The 17,101-nt window shown below is 70.7% G+C and carries 16 protein-coding genes; 9 read left to right on the forward strand and 7 right to left on the reverse strand.

Annotated features, from left to right (window positions below):
* Positions 1-67 precede the first annotated feature (67 nt).
* A complete protein-coding gene (locus ACZ5SK_RS12915) occupies positions 68-1,564 on the reverse strand; it encodes an oligopeptide:H+ symporter (RefSeq protein ID WP_334579414.1) in 1,497 nt (498 codons plus the stop codon).
* A gap of 525 nt (positions 1,565-2,089) precedes the next feature.
* On the opposite strand from ACZ5SK_RS12915, the gene ACZ5SK_RS12920 reads away from it, so the two are divergent.
* Both ACZ5SK_RS12920 and ACZ5SK_RS12925 read left to right on the forward strand, forming a co-directional pair.
* Positions 2,090-2,767: a response regulator transcription factor gene (locus tag ACZ5SK_RS12920; protein ID WP_069768534.1), complete on the forward strand. Its 678-nt coding sequence runs from the start codon at positions 2,090-2,092 to the stop codon at positions 2,765-2,767.
* 216 nt (positions 2,768-2,983) lie between these two features.
* The gene (locus ACZ5SK_RS12925; RefSeq protein ID WP_334579415.1) at positions 2,984-4,258 is read left to right on the forward strand and encodes an ATP-binding protein; all 1,275 of its coding nucleotides are present in this window, start codon (positions 2,984-2,986) and stop codon (positions 4,256-4,258) included.
* 18 nt (positions 4,259-4,276) lie between these two features.
* Here ACZ5SK_RS12925 and ACZ5SK_RS12930 read toward each other — a convergent pair whose 3' ends face one another.
* The gene (locus tag ACZ5SK_RS12930) at positions 4,277-4,852 is read right to left on the reverse strand and encodes a GtrA family protein (RefSeq protein ID WP_334579416.1); all 576 of its coding nucleotides are present in this window, start codon (positions 4,850-4,852) and stop codon (positions 4,277-4,279) included.
* A gap of 198 nt (positions 4,853-5,050) precedes the next feature.
* Between ACZ5SK_RS12930 and ACZ5SK_RS12935 the strand changes: the two genes are divergently transcribed.
* The 4 genes from ACZ5SK_RS12935 to ACZ5SK_RS12950 all read left to right on the forward strand — a co-directional run bounded on the left by ACZ5SK_RS12935 (position 5,051) and on the right by ACZ5SK_RS12950 (position 9,240).
* Positions 5,051-6,190: a 5-(carboxyamino)imidazole ribonucleotide synthase gene (locus ACZ5SK_RS12935; protein ID WP_334579417.1), complete on the forward strand. Its 1,140-nt coding sequence runs from the start codon at positions 5,051-5,053 to the stop codon at positions 6,188-6,190.
* The gene (gene purE, locus ACZ5SK_RS12940) at positions 6,187-6,708 is read left to right on the forward strand and encodes a 5-(carboxyamino)imidazole ribonucleotide mutase (RefSeq protein ID WP_334579418.1); all 522 of its coding nucleotides are present in this window, start codon (positions 6,187-6,189) and stop codon (positions 6,706-6,708) included. Before ACZ5SK_RS12935 ends, purE begins: the two co-directional genes overlap by 4 nt.
* A gap of 11 nt (positions 6,709-6,719) precedes the next feature.
* Entirely contained in the window at positions 6,720-7,898 is a 1,179-nt protein-coding gene (locus ACZ5SK_RS12945; RefSeq protein ID WP_334579419.1) for a dipeptidase, read from the forward strand.
* 160 nt (positions 7,899-8,058) lie between these two features.
* Positions 8,059-9,240, forward strand: coding sequence for a dipeptidase (locus ACZ5SK_RS12950; RefSeq protein ID WP_468156436.1), 1,182 nt, complete (start codon positions 8,059-8,061; stop codon positions 9,238-9,240).
* 30 nt (positions 9,241-9,270) lie between these two features.
* Here ACZ5SK_RS12950 and ACZ5SK_RS12955 read toward each other — a convergent pair whose 3' ends face one another.
* Complete coding sequence (locus ACZ5SK_RS12955) at positions 9,271-9,669, reverse strand: VOC family protein (protein WP_334579421.1); 399 nt, start codon at positions 9,667-9,669, stop codon at positions 9,271-9,273.
* 14 nt (positions 9,670-9,683) lie between these two features.
* Complete coding sequence (locus ACZ5SK_RS12960; protein WP_334579422.1) at positions 9,684-10,043, reverse strand: VOC family protein; 360 nt, start codon at positions 10,041-10,043, stop codon at positions 9,684-9,686.
* A gap of 111 nt (positions 10,044-10,154) precedes the next feature.
* On the opposite strand from ACZ5SK_RS12960, the gene ACZ5SK_RS12965 reads away from it, so the two are divergent.
* Entirely contained in the window at positions 10,155-10,664 is a 510-nt protein-coding gene (locus ACZ5SK_RS12965; protein ID WP_334579423.1) for a CGNR zinc finger domain-containing protein, read from the forward strand.
* Between the two features lie 155 nt (positions 10,665-10,819).
* Here ACZ5SK_RS12965 and ACZ5SK_RS12970 read toward each other — a convergent pair whose 3' ends face one another.
* Positions 10,820-12,163 (reverse strand): UDP-glucose dehydrogenase family protein, encoded by a 1,344-nt coding sequence (locus ACZ5SK_RS12970; protein ID WP_334579424.1) that lies wholly within the window; start codon positions 12,161-12,163, stop codon positions 10,820-10,822.
* Between the two features lie 200 nt (positions 12,164-12,363).
* Here ACZ5SK_RS12970 and ACZ5SK_RS12975 point away from each other — a divergent pair, with 200 nt between their 5' ends.
* Entirely contained in the window at positions 12,364-13,521 is a 1,158-nt protein-coding gene (locus ACZ5SK_RS12975; protein WP_079661847.1) for an acyl-CoA dehydrogenase family protein, read from the forward strand.
* Positions 13,522-13,631: 110 nt separating this feature from the next.
* Here the strand turns inward: ACZ5SK_RS12975 and ACZ5SK_RS12980 are convergent, their stop codons facing one another.
* Positions 13,632-14,927: a M48 family metallopeptidase gene (locus ACZ5SK_RS12980; RefSeq protein WP_457494464.1), complete on the reverse strand. Its 1,296-nt coding sequence runs from the start codon at positions 14,925-14,927 to the stop codon at positions 13,632-13,634.
* Between the two features lie 185 nt (positions 14,928-15,112).
* Positions 15,113-15,673, reverse strand: coding sequence for an acyl-CoA thioesterase (locus tag ACZ5SK_RS12985; protein ID WP_079661848.1), 561 nt, complete (start codon positions 15,671-15,673; stop codon positions 15,113-15,115).
* Between the two features lie 120 nt (positions 15,674-15,793).
* Here ACZ5SK_RS12985 and ACZ5SK_RS12990 point away from each other — a divergent pair, with 120 nt between their 5' ends.
* Positions 15,794-17,092, forward strand: coding sequence for an LCP family protein (locus tag ACZ5SK_RS12990; RefSeq protein ID WP_334579426.1), 1,299 nt, complete (start codon positions 15,794-15,796; stop codon positions 17,090-17,092).
* The last annotated feature ends 9 nt before the right edge of the window (positions 17,093-17,101 follow it).

Below are 17,101 nucleotides of genomic sequence, written 5' to 3' on the forward strand. Positions count from 1 at the left end.
GATTCACAACGGCGAGGGCCGCCGCATCCCCATGGATGCGGCGGCCCTCCCTCGCTCGTGCCGGACGTCAGTGCACGTCGCCCATGAGTTCCCTGACCTTCTTACGGTACATCCACACCGCCGCACCGGCGATGACGGCGAGCACGGCCTCCAGGGCCACGATGCCCGTCTTGTTGAGGTCGACGCCGGCGATGGACAGCAGGCCGGTCGTGGCGTCACCGGCGGTGACGGCCAGGAACCAGACGCCCATCATCTGCGAGGCGTACTTCGCGGGAGCCATCTTCGTGGTGACCGACAGACCGACCGGGGAGACGGTCAGCTCACCGACGGTCTGGACGAAGTAGATCGCCGCCAGCCACAGCGCGGCCGCCTTGTGACCGCCCTCGGCGATCGACAGCGGGGCCAGGAAGAGGAAGAAGGACGCGCCGATCAGCGCCAGACCCATCGCGAACTTCGTCGCGGTGCTCGGCTCCTTGCCGCGCCGGGCCAGCGCCAGCCAGGCCCAGGCGAAGAGCGGGGCCAGCGCCATGATCATGACCGGGTTGACCGACTGGTACCAGGAGACCGGGAAGTCCCAGCCGAAGACGCTGTTGTCCGCGGAGGACTCGGCGAACAGGGACACCGTCGAGCCGCCCTGGTCGTAGATCATCCAGAACACGGCCGCGGCCACGAAGAACCAGATGTACGCGGTCAGCTTGGACTGCTCGGCGCGGTCCAGTTCCTTGTCCCGCTTCATCCGGGCGATGACGACGACCGGGATGACCAGGCCGGCGATGGTGATCGGGACCAGCAGCCAGTTCAGCGTGTAGAGGCCCGAGACGCCGACGACGGCGTAGAAGACGATCGCGACAGCCGCCCAGAACGCGGCCTTGCGCAGCGTGGCCGCCTTCTCCTGCGCGGACAGCGGGGTCGGCACGACGTCCGAGCGGGAGCTCAGGTGGCGGCTGCCCAGCAGGAACTGCGCCAGGCCCAGCGCCATGCCGAGCGCGGCCAGCGCGAAGCCCAGGTGCCAGTTGACGTTCTCGCCGATGGTGCCGATGACCAGCGGCGCGGCGAACGCGCCCGCGTTGATGCCGATGTAGAAGAGCGTGAAGCCACCGTCACGGCGCGGGTCGTCGGGGCCCTCGTAGAGGTGGCCGACCATGGTGGAGATGTTGGCCTTGAGCAGGCCGGAGCCGATGGCGACCAGACCGAGGCCCCCGTAGAAGGTGCCGGCGTTCGGCAGCGCGAGGGTGAGGTGGCCGAGCATGATGACCGCGCCGGCGACCGCGACCGTCTTGCGGGGCCCGAGCACACGGTCCGCGAACCAGCCGCCGGGCAGGGCGAGCAGGTACACGAGCGACAGATACACCGAGTAGATCGCCGTCGCGGTCGCCGCGCTGAGGTGCAGGCCGCCGGGGGCGACCAGGTACAGCGGGAGCAGGGCCCTCATGCCGTAGTAGGAGAACCGTTCCCACATCTCGGTCATGAAGAGGGTGGCCAGTCCGCGGGGGTGGCCGAAGAAGGTCTTCCCGGAGCCGGGGGTGTCCGGGCGGACCGAGTCCTTCGTCAGGCTGGACGCCATGTCGTTCCTTGCTGCTCGGGACGCGCTGCACAGCGGCGGTGCGCGCCCGGTGGGGGGCGGCCGGCACCGGCGGACACGTCGTCCACCCCTACGCCCGGGGGGATCCCGCTCCGGGTCTCGGAAACGGCGGACGGCGACCACCGGGATCCACGCCCCCTCGAGTCGGGGGCCCGGCCACAGGTCGTTCCTTTCAAGGCCGGCGCGAACCGGCCCGCACACAAAAGGGACCCTCAGCGTCAAGCCGACCGCCAAAGGTCATTGCGTACTACAGGCGTTCTTTCACCATACGACAGCACAACGCCGGATATGGAAGGACTTGAGACACGGATCACAGGTGATCAAGGAACCGCGAGCCGTGATTCGAAGGTATGTACCAGCATGCCATCCCTCGACCGTAGGTACGTACCAAGATCACCGAGAGAGTGGTCACCGTCCCGTACCCCGCCTGTCCGGCATGTCCGTAGGTAAGAGACAGTGCGGGCGATCACACTTCGACGGCCGCCCCGCGCGGACTACCATCAGCTCATGACCCGTGTACTGCTCGCCGAGGACGACGCGTCCATCTCGGAGCCGCTGGCCCGCGCCCTGCGCCGGGAAGGGTACGAGGTCGAGGTGCGTGAGGACGGCCCCACCGCACTCGACGCCGGAATGCAGGGCGGTGTCGACCTGGTCGTGCTGGACCTCGGTCTGCCCGGCATGGACGGCCTGGAGGTGGCCCGCCGGCTGCGCTCCGAGGGCCACGCCATCCCGATCCTCATCCTCACCGCGCGCGCCGACGAGGTGGACACCGTCGTCGGTCTGGACGCGGGCGCCGACGACTACGTCACCAAGCCCTTCCGGCTCGCCGAGCTCCTCGCCCGCGTCCGGGCCCTGCTGCGGCGCGGCGCGTCCGAGCCGCAGCAGCCGCCCGCCACCCACGGCGTGCGCATCGACGTCGAGTCGCACCGCGCGTGGATGGGCGACGAGGAACTCCAGCTGACGGCCAAGGAGTTCGACCTCCTGCGGGTCCTCGTCCGCGACGCGGGGCGGGTCGTCACCCGCGACCAGCTGATGCGGGAGGTCTGGGACACCACGTGGTGGTCGTCGACCAAGACGCTCGACATGCACATCTCCTGGCTGCGCAAGAAGCTCGGCGACGACGCGGCGAATCCCCGCTACATCGCCACGGTGCGCGGGGTGGGCTTCCGCTTCGAGAAGAGTTGACGCTGCCGCGGGCTTGGCCGATTATGCGCGTTGCGTTGTCGGGTGCGGGCCGGTGGGGCTTCTCGCGCAGTTCCCCGCGCCCCTAGGGGGTTGCCCTGGCCGGTCTTGCAGAGTCACCGCGCAGCCAAGGGGGTGGCCCTGGCCGGTCTTGCAGAGTCACCGCGCAGCCAGGGGGCGCCCCAACCGGTCTCATAGAGTCACCGCCCGGAGGGCCTTGTGCGTCGCCGTCTCATTCAGTCCACGCTTGCCGTCGTGCTCGTCGTCATCGCCGTCTTCGGGGTGTCCCTCGTTCTCGTCGAGACCCGCACGATCAGCAACAGCGCCCAGGAGCGGGTGGACTCCGAGGCGCTGCGGCTGGCCAGCATCGTGGACAGCCGGCTGGTCGGCTCGGAGAACATCACCGCCGAGATACTGCGCGACCAGGTCACCCAGGACCGTTACGCCGAGATCCGGATCCCCGGCCGGCCGGTCATCGCGGTCGGGGCCAAGCCCGAGGGCGATGTCATCAGGTCGACGGCCGACGGCGAGGAGGGCGAGAGCGTCCTGGTCCAGGAGCCCCGCTCCACGGTGACCCGGGAGGTCGGCCGGACCCTGCTGATCATCGGCCTGGTGGCGCTGCTCGCGGTGGTCGCCGCCGTGCTGCTGGCCATCCGCCAGGCCAACCGCCTCGCCTCGCCGCTGACCGACCTCGCCGAGACCGCGGAACGCCTGGGCTCGGGCGACCCGCGCCCCCGCCACAAGCGGTACGGCGTCCCGGAGCTGGACCGGGTCGCCGACGTCCTCGACTCCTCCGCGGAACGCATCGCCCGCATGCTCACCGCCGAACGCCGGCTCGCGGCGGACGCCTCCCACCAGCTGCGCACCCCCCTCACCGCGCTCTCCATGCGCCTGGAGGAGATCACCCTCACCGACGACCCGGACACCGTGAAGGAGGAGGCGACGATCGCGTTGACGCAGGTGGAGCGCCTGACGGACGTCGTGGAGCGCCTCCTGACCAACGCCCGGGACCCGCGCACCGGCTCGGCGGTCACCTTCGACCTCGACGAGGTCATCCAGCAGCAGCTCGCCGAGTGGCGGCCCGCCTACCGCGGGGTGGGCCGGGCCATCGTCAGCTCCGGCAAGCGCCATCTGCGGGCGGTGGGCACGCCCGGCGCGGTCGCCCAGGTGCTGGCCGCGCTGATCGAGAACTCCCTGATGCACGGCGGCGGCACGGTGGCCCTGCGCACCCGTGTCACCGGCAACCAGTCCGTGGTCGAGGTGACGGACGAGGGCCCCGGCGTCCCCGCCGACCTGGGCGCCCGCATCTTCGAGCGGGCCATCAGCGGCCGCAACTCCACCGGCATCGGCCTGGCCGTGGCCCGCGACCTCGCGGAGGCCGACGGCGGCCGCCTGGAGATGCTCCAGGCCCAACCCCCGGTCTTCGGCCTGTTCCTGTCCCGCACGGCCCCGCAGAAACGCACCACGAACGACGAGGAACCGACGGTCAGGTAGGCAATTCCAGGCCGTTGCTCAACGCATCCGCTGCGCGGCCGTGGCTGAAGCCGCAGCCGGGGCCGGGGCTGTGCCCGGGGCCGTGGCCGGGGCCTGCGGCTCCGGTGGCCTGGGCCTGGTCTGTTCCGCCGCCGCGAGGAACGACTCCGCGTCGGCCACCGCCTCCTTCGCGGGCAGCGCCCGGAACACCCACGTCCGGTAGGACCAGAACCGGAACAGCGTCGCGATCCCGATCCCGACGAACTTGAACACGTTGCTCTGCAGGGGGCTGTCCCACCCGAACCCGTACGTCGCCGCGAACAGCAACCCGTTCTCGATCACCAGTCCCACCATGCTGAACAGCAGGAACAGCGTCAGTTCCTTCGTACGCCCGCTCTTGTCGCGGTCACGGTAGGTGAAGTAGCGGAACCCGACGTAGTTGAAGACGATCGACACGACGGTGGCTATGACGCTCGCCCGCACCACCTGAAGATCGGTGAGATGCCGCACGAGGTTGAACACGCCGAGGTTGACCAGCACCCCCGCACCGCCCACGGCTCCGAACTTCGCGAGCTCACGGAAGAGCCTCTTCAGCCCCGAGGAACCATGCGGCATGGTCGGACAGGCCCCCGTTCGGGTTCGGTTTCGTCAACCCAGCCATGCTAACCACCACTCTTGCCGGTTTCCTGTGGTACGCCTCACCAGCCGGTGACGGGCGGGGAAGAAGCCGGGAAACAGCGGGTATGAGGCCGGAAAGTCATGGGTAAGAGGCGCGGGATCCGGCCGCGCCGGCGCGGCCGATACCCTGGGGTGGTGACGTTTCCGGTAGTCGGCATGGTCGGCGGGGGCCAGCTCGCTCGTATGACACACGAGGCGGGCATCCCGCTCGGCATCAGATTCAAGCTCCTCAGTGACACCCCACAGGATTCCGCGGCACAGGTCGTGAGCGAGGTCGTCGTCGGCGACTACCGCGATCTGGACACGCTGCGTGCGTTCGCGCGCGGGTGCGATGTGATCACTTTCGATCACGAACACGTTCCCACCGAGCACCTCAAGGCACTGGAGGCGGACGGCATTCCCGTCCGCCCGGGCCCCGACGCGCTGGTGCACGCCCAGGACAAGGGGGTGATGCGCGCCAGGCTCGACGCGATCGGCGTCCCCTGCCCGAGGCACCGGATCGTGACCGACCCGGCCGACGTGGCCGCGTTCGCCGCCGAGGGCGAAGGCTTCCCGGTGGTCCTGAAGACCGTCCGGGGCGGCTACGACGGCAAGGGCGTGTGGGTCGTCGACTCCGTCGAGGACGCCGCGGACCCCTTCCGCGCCGGCGTGCCCGTCCTCGCCGAGGAGAAGGTGGACTACGTCCGCGAGCTCGCCGCCAACGTCGTCCGCTCCCCGCACGGCCAGGCCGTCGCCTACCCGGTGGTCGAGTCCCGGCAGGTGAACGGCGTCTGCGACACCGTGATCGCGCCCGCCCCCGATCTCGATCGGACCCTCGGTCTGCGCGCCGAGGAGATGGCGCTGCGCATCGCCAAGGAACTCGACGTCGTCGGCCACCTCGCGGTCGAACTGTTCGAGACCCGCGACGGCCGCATCCTCGTCAACGAGCTCGCGATGCGCCCCCACAACTCGGGCCACTGGACGCAGGACGGCGCGATCACCTCGCAGTTCGCCAACCACGTCCGCGCGGTCCTGGACCTGCCGCTGGGCGACCCGCGCCCCCGCGCGCAGTGGACGGTCATGGTCAACGTCCTCGGCGGCGACTACCCCGACATGTACTCCGCGTACCTGCACTGCATGGCCCGCGACCCCCAGCTGAAGATCCACATGTACGGCAAGGACGTGAAGCCCGGCCGCAAGGTCGGCCACGTCAACACCTACGGCGACGACCTGGACGACGTCCTCGAACGCGCACGTCACGCAGCCGGTTACCTGAGAGGCACGATCACCGAATGAGTCCTGTCGTAGGCATCGTCATGGGGTCGGACTCCGACTGGCCCGTCATGGAGGCCGCCGCCCAGGCCCTCGACGAGTTCGAGATCGACTACGAGGTCGACGTCGTCTCCGCGCACCGCATGCCGCGCGAGATGGTCGCGTACGGCGAGCAGGCGGCCGAGCGCGGGCTCAAGGTGATCATCGCGGGCGCGGGCGGCGCGGCCCACCTGCCCGGCATGCTCGCCTCGGTCACCCCGCTGCCCGTCATCGGCGTCCCCGTGCCCCTGAAGTACCTGGACGGCATGGACAGCCTGCTGTCGATCGTGCAGATGCCGGCCGGCGTCCCGGTCGCGACCGTCTCCGTCGGCGGCGCCCGCAACGCGGGCCTGCTCGCCGCCCGCATCCTCGCCACCCAGGACGAGGAGCTGCTCACCCGCATGCGGGAGTTCCAGCAGGAGCTCAACGACCAGGCCACCGAGAAGGGCAAACGCCTGCGCGCCAAGGTCGAGGGCTCCAACGGCTTCGGCTTCGGAAAGTGACCCGGACACCGATGACCTCACTGGACGAGGCCCGCGAGCTCCTGCGCGAGTTCCCCGTCGTCGACGGCCACAACGACCTGCCCTGGGCGCTGCGCGAACAGGTCCGCTACGACCTCGACGCCCGCGACATCGCCACGCCCCAGCAGGGCCACCTGCACACCGACATCCCCCGGCTGCGCGCGGGCGGGGTCGGCGCGCAGTACTGGTCGGTGTACGTGCGCGCGGACCTGCCCGACGCGGTCCCGGCGACGCTGGAGCAGATCGACTGCGTACGGCAGCTCATCGCCCGTAACCCGGCCGACCTGCGCGCCGCGCTCACCGCCGCCGACATGGAGGCGGCGCGCGCGGAGGGCCGTATCGCCTCGCTGATGGGCGCGGAGGGCGGTCACTCCATCGCCAACTCGCTCGGCGCCCTGCGCGGCCTGTACGCACTGGGCGTGCGCTACATGACGCTCACCCACAACGACAACGTGGACTGGGCGGACTCGGCGACCGACGAGCCCCGCGTCGGCGGCCTGTCGGCCTTCGGCCGTGAGGTCGTGCGGGAGATGAACCGCGAGGGCATGCTGGTCGACCTCTCGCACGTGGCGGCGACGACGATGCGCGACGCGCTGGACGCCTCGACCGCCCCGGTGATCTTCTCCCACTCCTCCGCCCGCGCCGTCTGCGACCACCCCCGCAACATCCCGGACGACGTCCTGGAACGCCTGCCGGGCAACGGCGGCATGGCGATGGTGACGTTCGTGCCGAAGTTCGTCCTCCAGGCGGCGGTCGACTGGACGGCCGCGGCCGACGACAACATGCGCGCCCACGGCTTCCACCACCTCGCGACCACCCCCGAGGCGATGAAGGTCCACCGGGCCTTCGAGGAGACCAACCCCCGCCCGATCGCCACCGTCGCCACGGTCGCCGACCACCTCGACCACATGCGCGAGGTCGCCGGCGTCGACTGCCTCGGCATCGGCGGCGACTACGACGGCACGGCCTTCACCCCCGACGGCCTGGACGATGTCTCCGGCTACCCGAACCTGCTCGCGGAACTCCTCGACCGCGGCTGGTCCAAGCCGGACCTCGCCAAGCTGACCTGGCAGAACGCGGTGCGGGTGCTGGGCGCGGCGGAGGACGTCGCCCGCGACCTCCGGGCGACCCGCGCACCGTCCAACGCGACGATCGGCTCACTGGACGGCTGACCCCGCTCGCAGGTCGGCGTATCGGTGCATGGGTAAGGGCGGGGCAGTCGGTGCAGCCGGCCGCCCCGCCCGGCGGTACCCCGAACGCCCCGCCCACCAGGAAGCGCACTTGTGGCCGTGCGACCGTGACCGTACTGCTGATCGACGTACGGAGACCGTCATGGCCGACCTCCAGGACGAACTGCGCTCTCTCCCCGAGGCCGGCGACCACGAGACGCAGGACGAGACGCAGGACGGGGCGAAGGACGGGGCGAAGGACGAGACGCAGGACGGGGCGCATCACGCGACGCGGGAGGCCCCTCGCGCCCCCGGCCGCCCCCAGGCCCCGGCCGAAGCCGACGACCTGGACCGCGCCCGCGCCCTCCTTGGCGCGCACCCCGTCGCCGACGGCTACAGCGGACTGCCCTGGGCCCTGCGCCATCTGCCCTGCTACGACCTCCAGCTCGGCGAGAGCGCCATCGACACCGATGTGCCCCGGCTGCGCGAGGGCCACGTCGGCGCCCTGCTGTGGTCGCTGCACCTGCCCGAGGGCCTCGCCGCCGCCCGGGCCGTCGGCGCCACCCTGGAGCAGCTCGACCTCGTCCGGTCGGTGATAGCCGCCCACCCCGAGGGGCTGCGGCTCGCGCTCAGCGCCGGGCAGGTCATCGACGCCCGCCACTGCGGCCGCGTCGCCGTCGTCCTGGGCCCGGCCACAGCCGCCGCGCTCGACGACTCCCTCGGCATCCTGCGGGCGCTGCACTCCCTCGGCCTGCGCGTCCTCACCCTCACCGGCACCTCCTGGGCGAGTGAGGCGGGGCTGACCCGGTTCGGCGAGGAGGTCGTACGGGAGATGAACCGGCTCGGCGTGCTCGCCGACCTCTCCGGCGCCTCCGACGCCACGGTCCGCCGCGCCCTCACCCTCTCCAAGACCCCGGTCCTGTGCACCCGCTCCGCCGCCCGCGCCCTGCGCCCCCACCCCGACAACCTTCCCGACGACCTGCTCGCCGAGCTGGGCGCGGCCAAGGGCCTGTGCCTGGTGCCGCTGACCGCCGAGCAGACCGGCCCGAGCGTCCGGGACGTCGCCGACCATCTCGACCACGTCCGTGCACTCGCCGGCCCGGACAGCGTCGGCCTGTCCGGCACATACGACTCCGGCACCGCCCACCCGCAGGGCCTCGCCGACGCCTCCGGCTACCCGTACCTGATCGCCGAACTCCTCCGCCGCGGCTGGCCGGAGCCCGAGATCGCCCTGCTGACCTGGGGAAACATACAGCGCGTTCTGCGCAGCGCCGACTTCGCGGCCCGCGCGGCCCAGGAACGCCGCGAGCCGTCGACGGCACACATCGCCCACCTGGACGGCTGAACCAGCCCAGGGTCCGAGGGCCTCACGGCCTCAGGGGTGATCGATCCGGCAGAGGCAGAACGGATGCCCCGCCGGATCGGCGTACACCTGGAACTCCTTCTTCTCTCGATCCTGAAGATCCAGCGGCCGCGCGCCCAGCGCCAGCACCCGCTCATGGGCCGCGTCCATCTCCGCCCAGGTGGCGCCGCCGTCGAAGTCGAGGTGGAACTGCTGGGGGTTGCGGTCGGCCCGCGGCCACTCGGGCGGGGTGAACCCCTCCACCTGCTGGAACGCGATCCGGGGACCGCCGGGGACCGGCAGGACGAGCCAGTCCTCCTCGCCCTCCTCGGCCTCGGGCGTACCGCCCACGACCGCCGCGTAGAAGTCGGCGAGCGCGCGCGGGTCGGGGCAGTCGATCACGACGCTACGGAAACGGGCGACGGGCGGCATGGTGCCTCCAGGGGTCAGCCGGCGCAGAGACAGAACGGGTGCCCGGCCGGATCGGCGTAAACCCGGAAGGTCCGCGAGCGGTCCTCGGCGTCCAGCGGCTTCGCGCCGAGCGCCAGCACGCCCTTCTCCGCCGCGTCCAGGTCGTCGACCGTCAGGTCCAGATGGAACTGCTGCGAGGCGTCGGGCGCGGGCCACTTCGGCGGTACGAACCCGGGGGCGGCCTGGAAGGCCAGCGCCTGCCCGCCGGGCAGCTTCAGGTCCACCCAGTCCTCCTCGTCCACGACGCTGCCGCCCAGCACCTCGGCGTAGAACTCGGCCAGCGCGCGCGGGTCGGGACAGTCCAGGACGACGGAACCCAGCTTGGCGAGAGCCATGACTTCCTCCTTGAAGTTAGCTGTACGGCGGTTACCTGTACGGTTACCTGTATGGACGGGTAACCGGTAACGGTTACTGCATGCTCCCGTATTGGCGGTAACGTCGCAAGCATGAGTGACAGATCGGCCGCGCCCGGAGACCTGGCCCTGGTCGAGTCCCTGGTGAACACGCTGGACATCGAATCGGGCGCCGACGCGCTCGACACGCCGGAGGGCCGGGCGCGGTTCGGGCTCGCCGAGGGCGAGGAGGCGGAGCGGGCCCGCGAGCTGCGGGAGTCCCTGCGCGCGGCCCTCCTGGCCCACGCCGGCCACTCACCGCACCGCGAGGTCACCCCGCTGGGCGAGCTGCTGGCCTCGGCCCCCCTGCTGGTGACCGTGGACGCGCACGACGGCTCGGCCCGTCTCGCCCCCGCGCAGGCAGAGGAGCCCGCGCTGCTCACCCGTACGGCCGCCGCCGTGGCGCAGGCGCTGATCGCGGGCACCTGGACCCGGCTGAAGGCCTGCGAGGCCACCGACTGCCACTGGGCGTACTACGACCGCAGCCCGGCCGGCCGGGGCCGCTGGTGCTCGATGCAGGTGTGCGGCGCGCGCGCCAAGATGCGCCGGTACCGCGCGAAGTAGTCCCGGGCGAAGCAGTCCCGGGCGAAGTTCACCAGCCACGGCACGGGCCGGTGGTGCAGAATGCAAGCAGACGCCGGTTCGGCCGACTGAGCCTCGGCCGAACCGGCGTCACCTGTCGTGCGCGGTCTCGTATGTCGTGCGCGGTCTCGTACAGGTCAGGCGGTGGGACGCCCCATCGCCCGGTACGTCCACCCGGCCTTGCGCCACAGGACGGGGTCGAGCGCGTTGCGTCCGTCGAGGATCAGGCGGGTCGTCGCGACCTCGCCGAGCGCCGCCGGGTCCAGCTCGCGGAACTCCCGCCACTCCGTCAGGTGCAGCACGGCGTCGGCGCCCCGTACCGCCGCGAGGGCCGAATCGGCGTACCCGAGCGTCGGAAAGACCCGGCGGGCGTTCTCCATCCCCTTCGGGTCGTACACCGTGACCTGTCCGCCCTGCAGATGGATCTGCCCGGCGACGTTGAGGGCGGGCGAGTCCCGTACGTCGTCCGAGTCCGGCTTGAAGGTGGCGCCCAGCACGGCGACCCGCTTGCCCAGGAACGACCCGCCCCCCAGCGCCTCCCGGGCCAGCTCGACCATCTGCCCGCGCTGGCGCATGTTGATGGAGTCGATCTCGCGCAGGAAGGTGAGCGCCTGGTCGGCCCCGAGCTCACCGGCACGCGCCATGAACGCCCGGATGTCCTTGGGCAGACACCCGCCGCCGAACCCGATCCCGGCCCGCAGGAACTTCTTCCCGATCCGGTCGTCGTGCCCGATGGCCTCGGCCAGCTTGGCGACGTCACCGCCGGAGGCCTCGCACATCTCCGCCATCGCGTTGATGAAGGAGATCTTGGTGGCCAGGAAGGAGTTCGCGGAGGTCTTCACCAGCTCGGCGGTCGGGAAGTCGGTGACCACGAACGGCGACCCCTCCCCGATCGGGGACTCGTACACCTGCCGCAGCATCGCCTCGGCCCGCTCGCTGCGCACCCCGACGACGATTCGGTCCGGGTGCAGCGTGTCGTCGACGGCGAAGCCCTCCCGCAGGAACTCCGGGTTCCAGGCGAGCTCGGCGTCCTCACCGGCGGGAGCGAGCTCGGCGATCGTCCGGGCCAGCCGCTCGGCGGACCCCACCGGCACGGTGGACTTGCCGACGACGAGAGCCGGACGCGTCAGATGCGGGGCGAGCGATGCGATCGCGGACTCGACGTAGGACATGTCGCACGCGTACTCACCGTGCTTCTGCGGAGTGTTCACGCAGACGAAGTGGACGTCGCCAAAGGCCCCCACCTCGGCCCAGTCCATCGTGAACCGCAGCCGCCCGCTGGTCCCCTCGAACCCGGCGACGTGCTTGCGCAGCAGCTCCTCGAGCCCCGGCTCGTACATCGGGGTCTCGCCCCGCTCGAGCATCGCGATCTTCTCCGGCACGACGTCGAGCGCGAGCACCTCGAAACCCAGCTCGGCCATGGCCGCGGCGTGCGTGGCGCCGAGATAGCCGGTGCCGATCACGGTGATCTTGAGGGCCATGGATGCTCCTGGTGGGGGATGCCGTCACTGCGCGCCCGAGCATAGTCGGGGCGTGTCGGCGCTCTTCACCGGGCAGATGTGGGAGGGGCGCCGCCTGTCGCCAAGCTCACGTATCACTCGGTCGGGCGGACCCCTAAAATTTGAGTTACTTAACGGTAATTAGCGTCAGTGACCGTAGCGTCTTTGGAGCGTGAGACACCTTGGCCGGATCGGCTGACTTCGACCTGTACCGCCCGTCCGAGGAGCACGACATGCTCCGCGACGCCATCCGCTCGCTGGCCGAGGCGAAGATCGCGCCGTACGCCGCCGCGGTGGACGAGGAGGCCCGCTTCCCGCAGGAGGCGCTGGACGCCCTGGTGGCGAGCGATCTGCACGCGGTGCACGTTCCCGAGTCGTACGGCGGCGCGGGCGCCGACGCGCTGGCGACGGTCATCGTGATCGAGGAGGTGGCGCGCGCCTGCGTGTCCTCCTCCCTCATCCCCGCCGTGAACAAACTGGGTTCCCTGCCGGTGATCCTCTCCGGCTCGGAGGACCTGAAGAAGAAGTACCTCACGCCCCTGGCCAAGGGCGACGCGATGTTCTCGTACGCCCTCTCCGAGCCGGACGCGGGCTCGGACGCGGCCGGCATGAAGACCAAGGCGGTCAGGGACGGCGACCACTGGATCCTGAACGGCGTGAAGCGCTGGATCACCAACGCGGGCGTCTCCGAGTACTACACGGTGATGGCGGTCACGGACCCCACCAAGCGCAGCAAGGGCATCTCGGCCTTCGTCGTGGAGAAGTCCGACCCGGGCGTCTCCTTCGGCGCGCCGGAGAAGAAGCTGGGCATCAAGGGCTCCCCGACCCGTGAGGTCTACTTCGACAACGTGCGCATCCCGGCGGACCGCATGATCGGCGAGGAGGGCACCGGCTTCGCCACCGCCATGAAGACCCTGGACCACACCCGCATCACCATCGCGGCCCAGGCCCTCGGCGTCGCCCAGGGCGCGTTCGACTACGCCAAGGGCTACGTCCAGGAGCGCAAGCAGTTCGGCAAGGCGATCGCCGACTTCCAGGGCATCCAGTTCATGCTCGCCGACATGGCCATGAAGATCGAGGCCGCCCGCCAGCTGACCTACGCGGCAGCCGCCAAGTCCGAACGCCTGGACTCCGACCTCACCTTCCAGGGCGCGGCCGCGAAGTGCTTCGCCTCGGACGTCGCCATGGAGGTCACGACGGACGCGGTCCAACTCCTCGGCGGCTACGGCTACACCCGCGACTACCCGGTGGAACGCATGATGCGCGACGCCAAGATCACCCAGATTTACGAGGGCACGAACCAAGTCCAGCGCATAGTGATGGCAAGGAACCTTCCCTAGGGTTCCTCAGGGTTCCCCAGGGGTCCCTGGGGGCCTTGACGCCATGGTCGCCCCCGCCCGCGTCCTCGCCGGGCGGGGGCGACGTGCGTGCGAGGCACGGGCGTCGCTGTTCAGGCGCCGGAAGACGGTCCGTCCCGGATGATCCGTGCGCCTATCAGACGGCGTGCTGCGGCGAGTTCCGTGGCGATGCGGCGGTGCCGCCCGGTGTCCGTCACCACGGCCCCCGGCATGGGATCGCCGGCGAGCAGACTGGCGCGCCGCAGGTGGGTCGGCGGGTGGGTCGCGTCCACGCTGTGGCCGCGCAACGCGCCGACTCGTCGCTGACATTCGTACTCGGACTCCGGGATGGACGCCATGTGCGCGGTCAACTGCTCCCACAGCTCGTCCGCCCGGTCCGCGGCGCTTCGGGAGCCGTGCGGCCCGGTCAGGGCAGCCCGGTTCGCCTCCCGGAGCAGGACGCCCTCGGCCGAGTCGACCACCAGCGCACGGTCCAGCAGCCCTACGGCGGCCTCGGTGGAGCCGATGCGGGCGGCCGTCCGGTCGGCGAGGTACTCGGAGCGCCGGGCCGCGCGCAGCGTCAGTCGGTCCAGCAGGAGCAGCACACCGGTGACGAGTGAGCGCGGGACCGTGAGAAGCAGGTCGAGAATCACTTCCATGGCCGTGTCGGGGTGCTCGACGGGTGCGAAGTAGTACCACCAAGTGGTCAGCGACGCGTACGCGTTCCCCAGGACCAGGTGATGGCGGACATCGCCGTTGCAGTAATGGCCGAGTTCGTGACCCAGCAGGGCGACCTGCTCCTGAGGAGTGAGGATCTCCCAGCACGGCAACCCCAGGACCAACATCCTGCGCCCCCGCAGTCCGTACGTCTGGACGCTCGCGTTGACCGTGTCGTCGGCCACGACCGCGTCCACGCCCCGGGTGCCGGCCGCTTCGGCCACCTCGTCGACCAACGCGAACAGGGCAGGTGCGTCGACGCGGTACAACACCGGCACGTTGTCGGGGAGCCGGGGCAACCGGGGCCTGAGAGGCCAGGTCAGCAGCAACAGGAACAAGCCGGGCAGCATCAGCAAGCCGCCCCAGCCGCGGACGATGCACCAGATCCCGCCGGCCGCCAGCGCCACCGTCACGCCGTGCACGGCGAGCGCGATCACGGCGGCCAGGAGGGCGGGGGTGTCCCTGCGGGCGCGTAGTGTCTCGCCGGAAACGACCTCGGCGAGCAGCTTCTCGCCGTGCCGGCGGGCCAGTGCGCGCCGCATCCGTTCGAGCCGCCCCGGCTCCTTGCGCGGCCCTGCCGGGTCGACGTTCCAGTCGCAGGCCGCGCACCAGACGGTGAACCGCTCGTCCCCGCCGATCCCGGCCCCGCACTGCGGACACGGCCGGGTTCTTTCCTGCGTGCCGACGCTCATCGACGCCACCTCCCTCCCCGGCCCCTCCCCAGAGGCCGTCTGTACATGACAGGAGGAAGCTGATCATGCCGGGCCGACCAGGTAAAGCGGCAGGTAAAGCAGCAGGTGAAGTGGCGGGTAGGGCGGCGGATAGGGCGGCCAGGCTTGGACGACTGAGGCCACGGAAGCCCAGCCCCCCCGTGGCCTCAGTCGTCCAAGCCCTCGGCCACTCGGCGCTCCCGTAGTTCCCTGATGGCCCGGCGGCGGGCCAGGCGGTGGGTGCGGCGGATCTGGGCCTCCTGGTAGCGGCGTTCGTCGCGTTCCGTCTCCGGGAGGACCGGGGGGACCGCCCGGGGCTTGCCGTCGGCGTCGACGGCGGCGAAGACCAGGTAGGCCGAACCGACCTGGGTGGCCGGGGCGGACTCGTTCCAGCGCTCGGCAAGGACCCGGACGCCTACCTCCATCGACGTCCGGCCGGTCCAGTTGACCTGGGCCTTCACATGGACGAGGTCGCCGACGCGGACCGGCTCCAGGAACGCCATCTCGTCCATGGACGCGGTGACGGCGGGCCCGCCGGAGTGCCGTCCGGCCACGGCGCCCGCCGCGTCGTCGACGAGCTTCATGATCACACCGCCGTGCACCGTGCCCAGCAGGTTGGTGTCGGCGTGGGTCATGATGTGGCTGAGAGTGGTGCGCGACGCGGATGTGGGCTTGCCCGGGATGTCCGGGGTGCTGCCCGAGTCCGCCGCGGTGACCTGGTCTGTCATGTCCTCCACCTTATGCCGAGGGGGACAACCCGGGACTTTGTGTCAGCTTGGCAACAGCGGGGCCCTGATTCTCCGACGGCCCTTGTACGGCACACAGTGCTGCCCTGCACACTGGTCCGCATGAACGATTGGCCCGAGGGATGGTCCGACAACGACCGCGGCAACCGGTACGGAAGCGGCAGCGCGAGCGCACAGCCCGAGAGCGCACGCGTCATGCGGCAGGTCCGCCGCGGCCCGGCCGCCCCGCCGCACGGCCCCGGCGTCCCGCCGCAGCCGTCGTACGTCAACGGTCAGGGATACGGCGACTACACCGACGCGCGGGGGTCGGGGTACGACAGCGGCTACAACACGGGCCAGGTCTACGGAGGCGGCGGTGACTCCGGGGGGCCGGGCGGACCGGCCGGCCCCGGCGGTACGGCCACCCGGGGTCCGCGGCCCGCGCCGAACTGGCGACGCCGTATCAAGTGGACCGCGATCACCGTCGTGACCGTGCTGGTCGTGACGTCGGTCGCCACCTACTTCTGGGCCGACTCCAAGCTGCGCCGCGAGGTCGACCTGTCCAAGGTCATCGACCGGCCGGAAGGGGGCGACGGCACCAACTACCTCATCGTCGGCTCCGACAGCCGTGAGGGCCTGTCCGCCGCGGAGAAGCAGGAGCTGCACACCGGTTCCGCCGAGGGCAAGCGCACCGACTCGATGATGATCCTGCACGTCGGGTCCAACGGCGACACGCTGGTCTCGCTGCCACGCGACTCGGACGTGGAGATCCCGACGTTCGTCGGCTCCGAGTCCGGCAAGACCTTCAAGGGCACCGGCCGGCATGTGAAGCTGAACGCCGCGTACGCGATGGACGGCCCGGAGCTGCTGGTGCGCACCGTCGAGTTCAACACCGGCCTGCGCATCGACCACTACGTCGAGATCGGCTTCGCAGGCTTCGCGAAGATCGTGGACGCGGTCGGCGGCGTCGAGATCACCATCGACAAGGCGTTCAAGGACAAGTACTCGGGCGCCGACTTCCAGGCGGGCAAGCAGAAGCTGAACGGTGAGGAGGCGCTCGCCTTCGTCCGTACCCGGCACGCGTTCGCCGCGTCCGACCTGGAGCGTACGAAGAACCAGCAGAAGTTCCTCGCGGCCCTGGCCCACGAGGTGGCGACCCCGTCGACGGTCATGAACCCGTTCAAGCTGTACCCGACGCTGGGCGCGGGCCTGGACTCCCTGATCGTCGACAAGGACATGGGCCTGTACGACCTGGGATCGATGTTCTTCGCGATGAAGGGCGTCAACGGCGGCGACGGCACCTCGATGAACATGCCGATCTCCGGCTCCACCGGCGGCAACCTCGTCTGGGACAAGGCGAAGGTGAAGCAGCTGGTGAGCGAGCTGAACAACGACGAGAAGGTCACCGTCTCGGGCAACTGACCCGGCGGC

Source organism: Streptomyces sp. NPDC031474, assembly GCF_055581185.1.

What these genes read in the sequence shown, in the direction of transcription:
- ACZ5SK_RS12980 (WP_457494464.1), bottom strand. Translation starts at nt 14,927, where the DNA reads ATGAGCGTCGGCACGCAGGAAAGAACCCGGCCGTGTCCGCAGTGCGGG.
- ACZ5SK_RS12920 (WP_069768534.1), top strand. Translation starts at nt 2,090, where the DNA reads ATGACCCGTGTACTGCTCGCCGAGGACGACGCGTCCATCTCGGAGCCG.
- ACZ5SK_RS12950 (WP_468156436.1), top strand. Translation starts at nt 8,059, where the DNA reads ATGGCCGACCTCCAGGACGAACTGCGCTCTCTCCCCGAGGCCGGCGAC.
- ACZ5SK_RS12930 (WP_334579416.1), bottom strand. Translation starts at nt 4,852, where the DNA reads ATGCCGCATGGTTCCTCGGGGCTGAAGAGGCTCTTCCGTGAGCTCGCG.
- ACZ5SK_RS12970 (WP_334579424.1), bottom strand. Translation starts at nt 12,163, where the DNA reads ATGGCCCTCAAGATCACCGTGATCGGCACCGGCTATCTCGGCGCCACG.
- ACZ5SK_RS12960 (WP_334579422.1), bottom strand. Translation starts at nt 10,043, where the DNA reads ATGGCTCTCGCCAAGCTGGGTTCCGTCGTCCTGGACTGTCCCGACCCG.
- ACZ5SK_RS12965 (WP_334579423.1), top strand. Translation starts at nt 10,155, where the DNA reads ATGAGTGACAGATCGGCCGCGCCCGGAGACCTGGCCCTGGTCGAGTCC.
- ACZ5SK_RS12955 (WP_334579421.1), bottom strand. Translation starts at nt 9,669, where the DNA reads ATGCCGCCCGTCGCCCGTTTCCGTAGCGTCGTGATCGACTGCCCCGAC.
- ACZ5SK_RS12985 (WP_079661848.1), bottom strand. Translation starts at nt 15,673, where the DNA reads ATGACAGACCAGGTCACCGCGGCGGACTCGGGCAGCACCCCGGACATC.
- purE (WP_334579418.1), top strand. Translation starts at nt 6,187, where the DNA reads ATGAGTCCTGTCGTAGGCATCGTCATGGGGTCGGACTCCGACTGGCCC.
- ACZ5SK_RS12990 (WP_334579426.1), top strand. Translation starts at nt 15,794, where the DNA reads ATGAACGATTGGCCCGAGGGATGGTCCGACAACGACCGCGGCAACCGG.
- ACZ5SK_RS12945 (WP_334579419.1), top strand. Translation starts at nt 6,720, where the DNA reads ATGACCTCACTGGACGAGGCCCGCGAGCTCCTGCGCGAGTTCCCCGTC.
- ACZ5SK_RS12915 (WP_334579414.1), bottom strand. Translation starts at nt 1,564, where the DNA reads ATGGCGTCCAGCCTGACGAAGGACTCGGTCCGCCCGGACACCCCCGGC.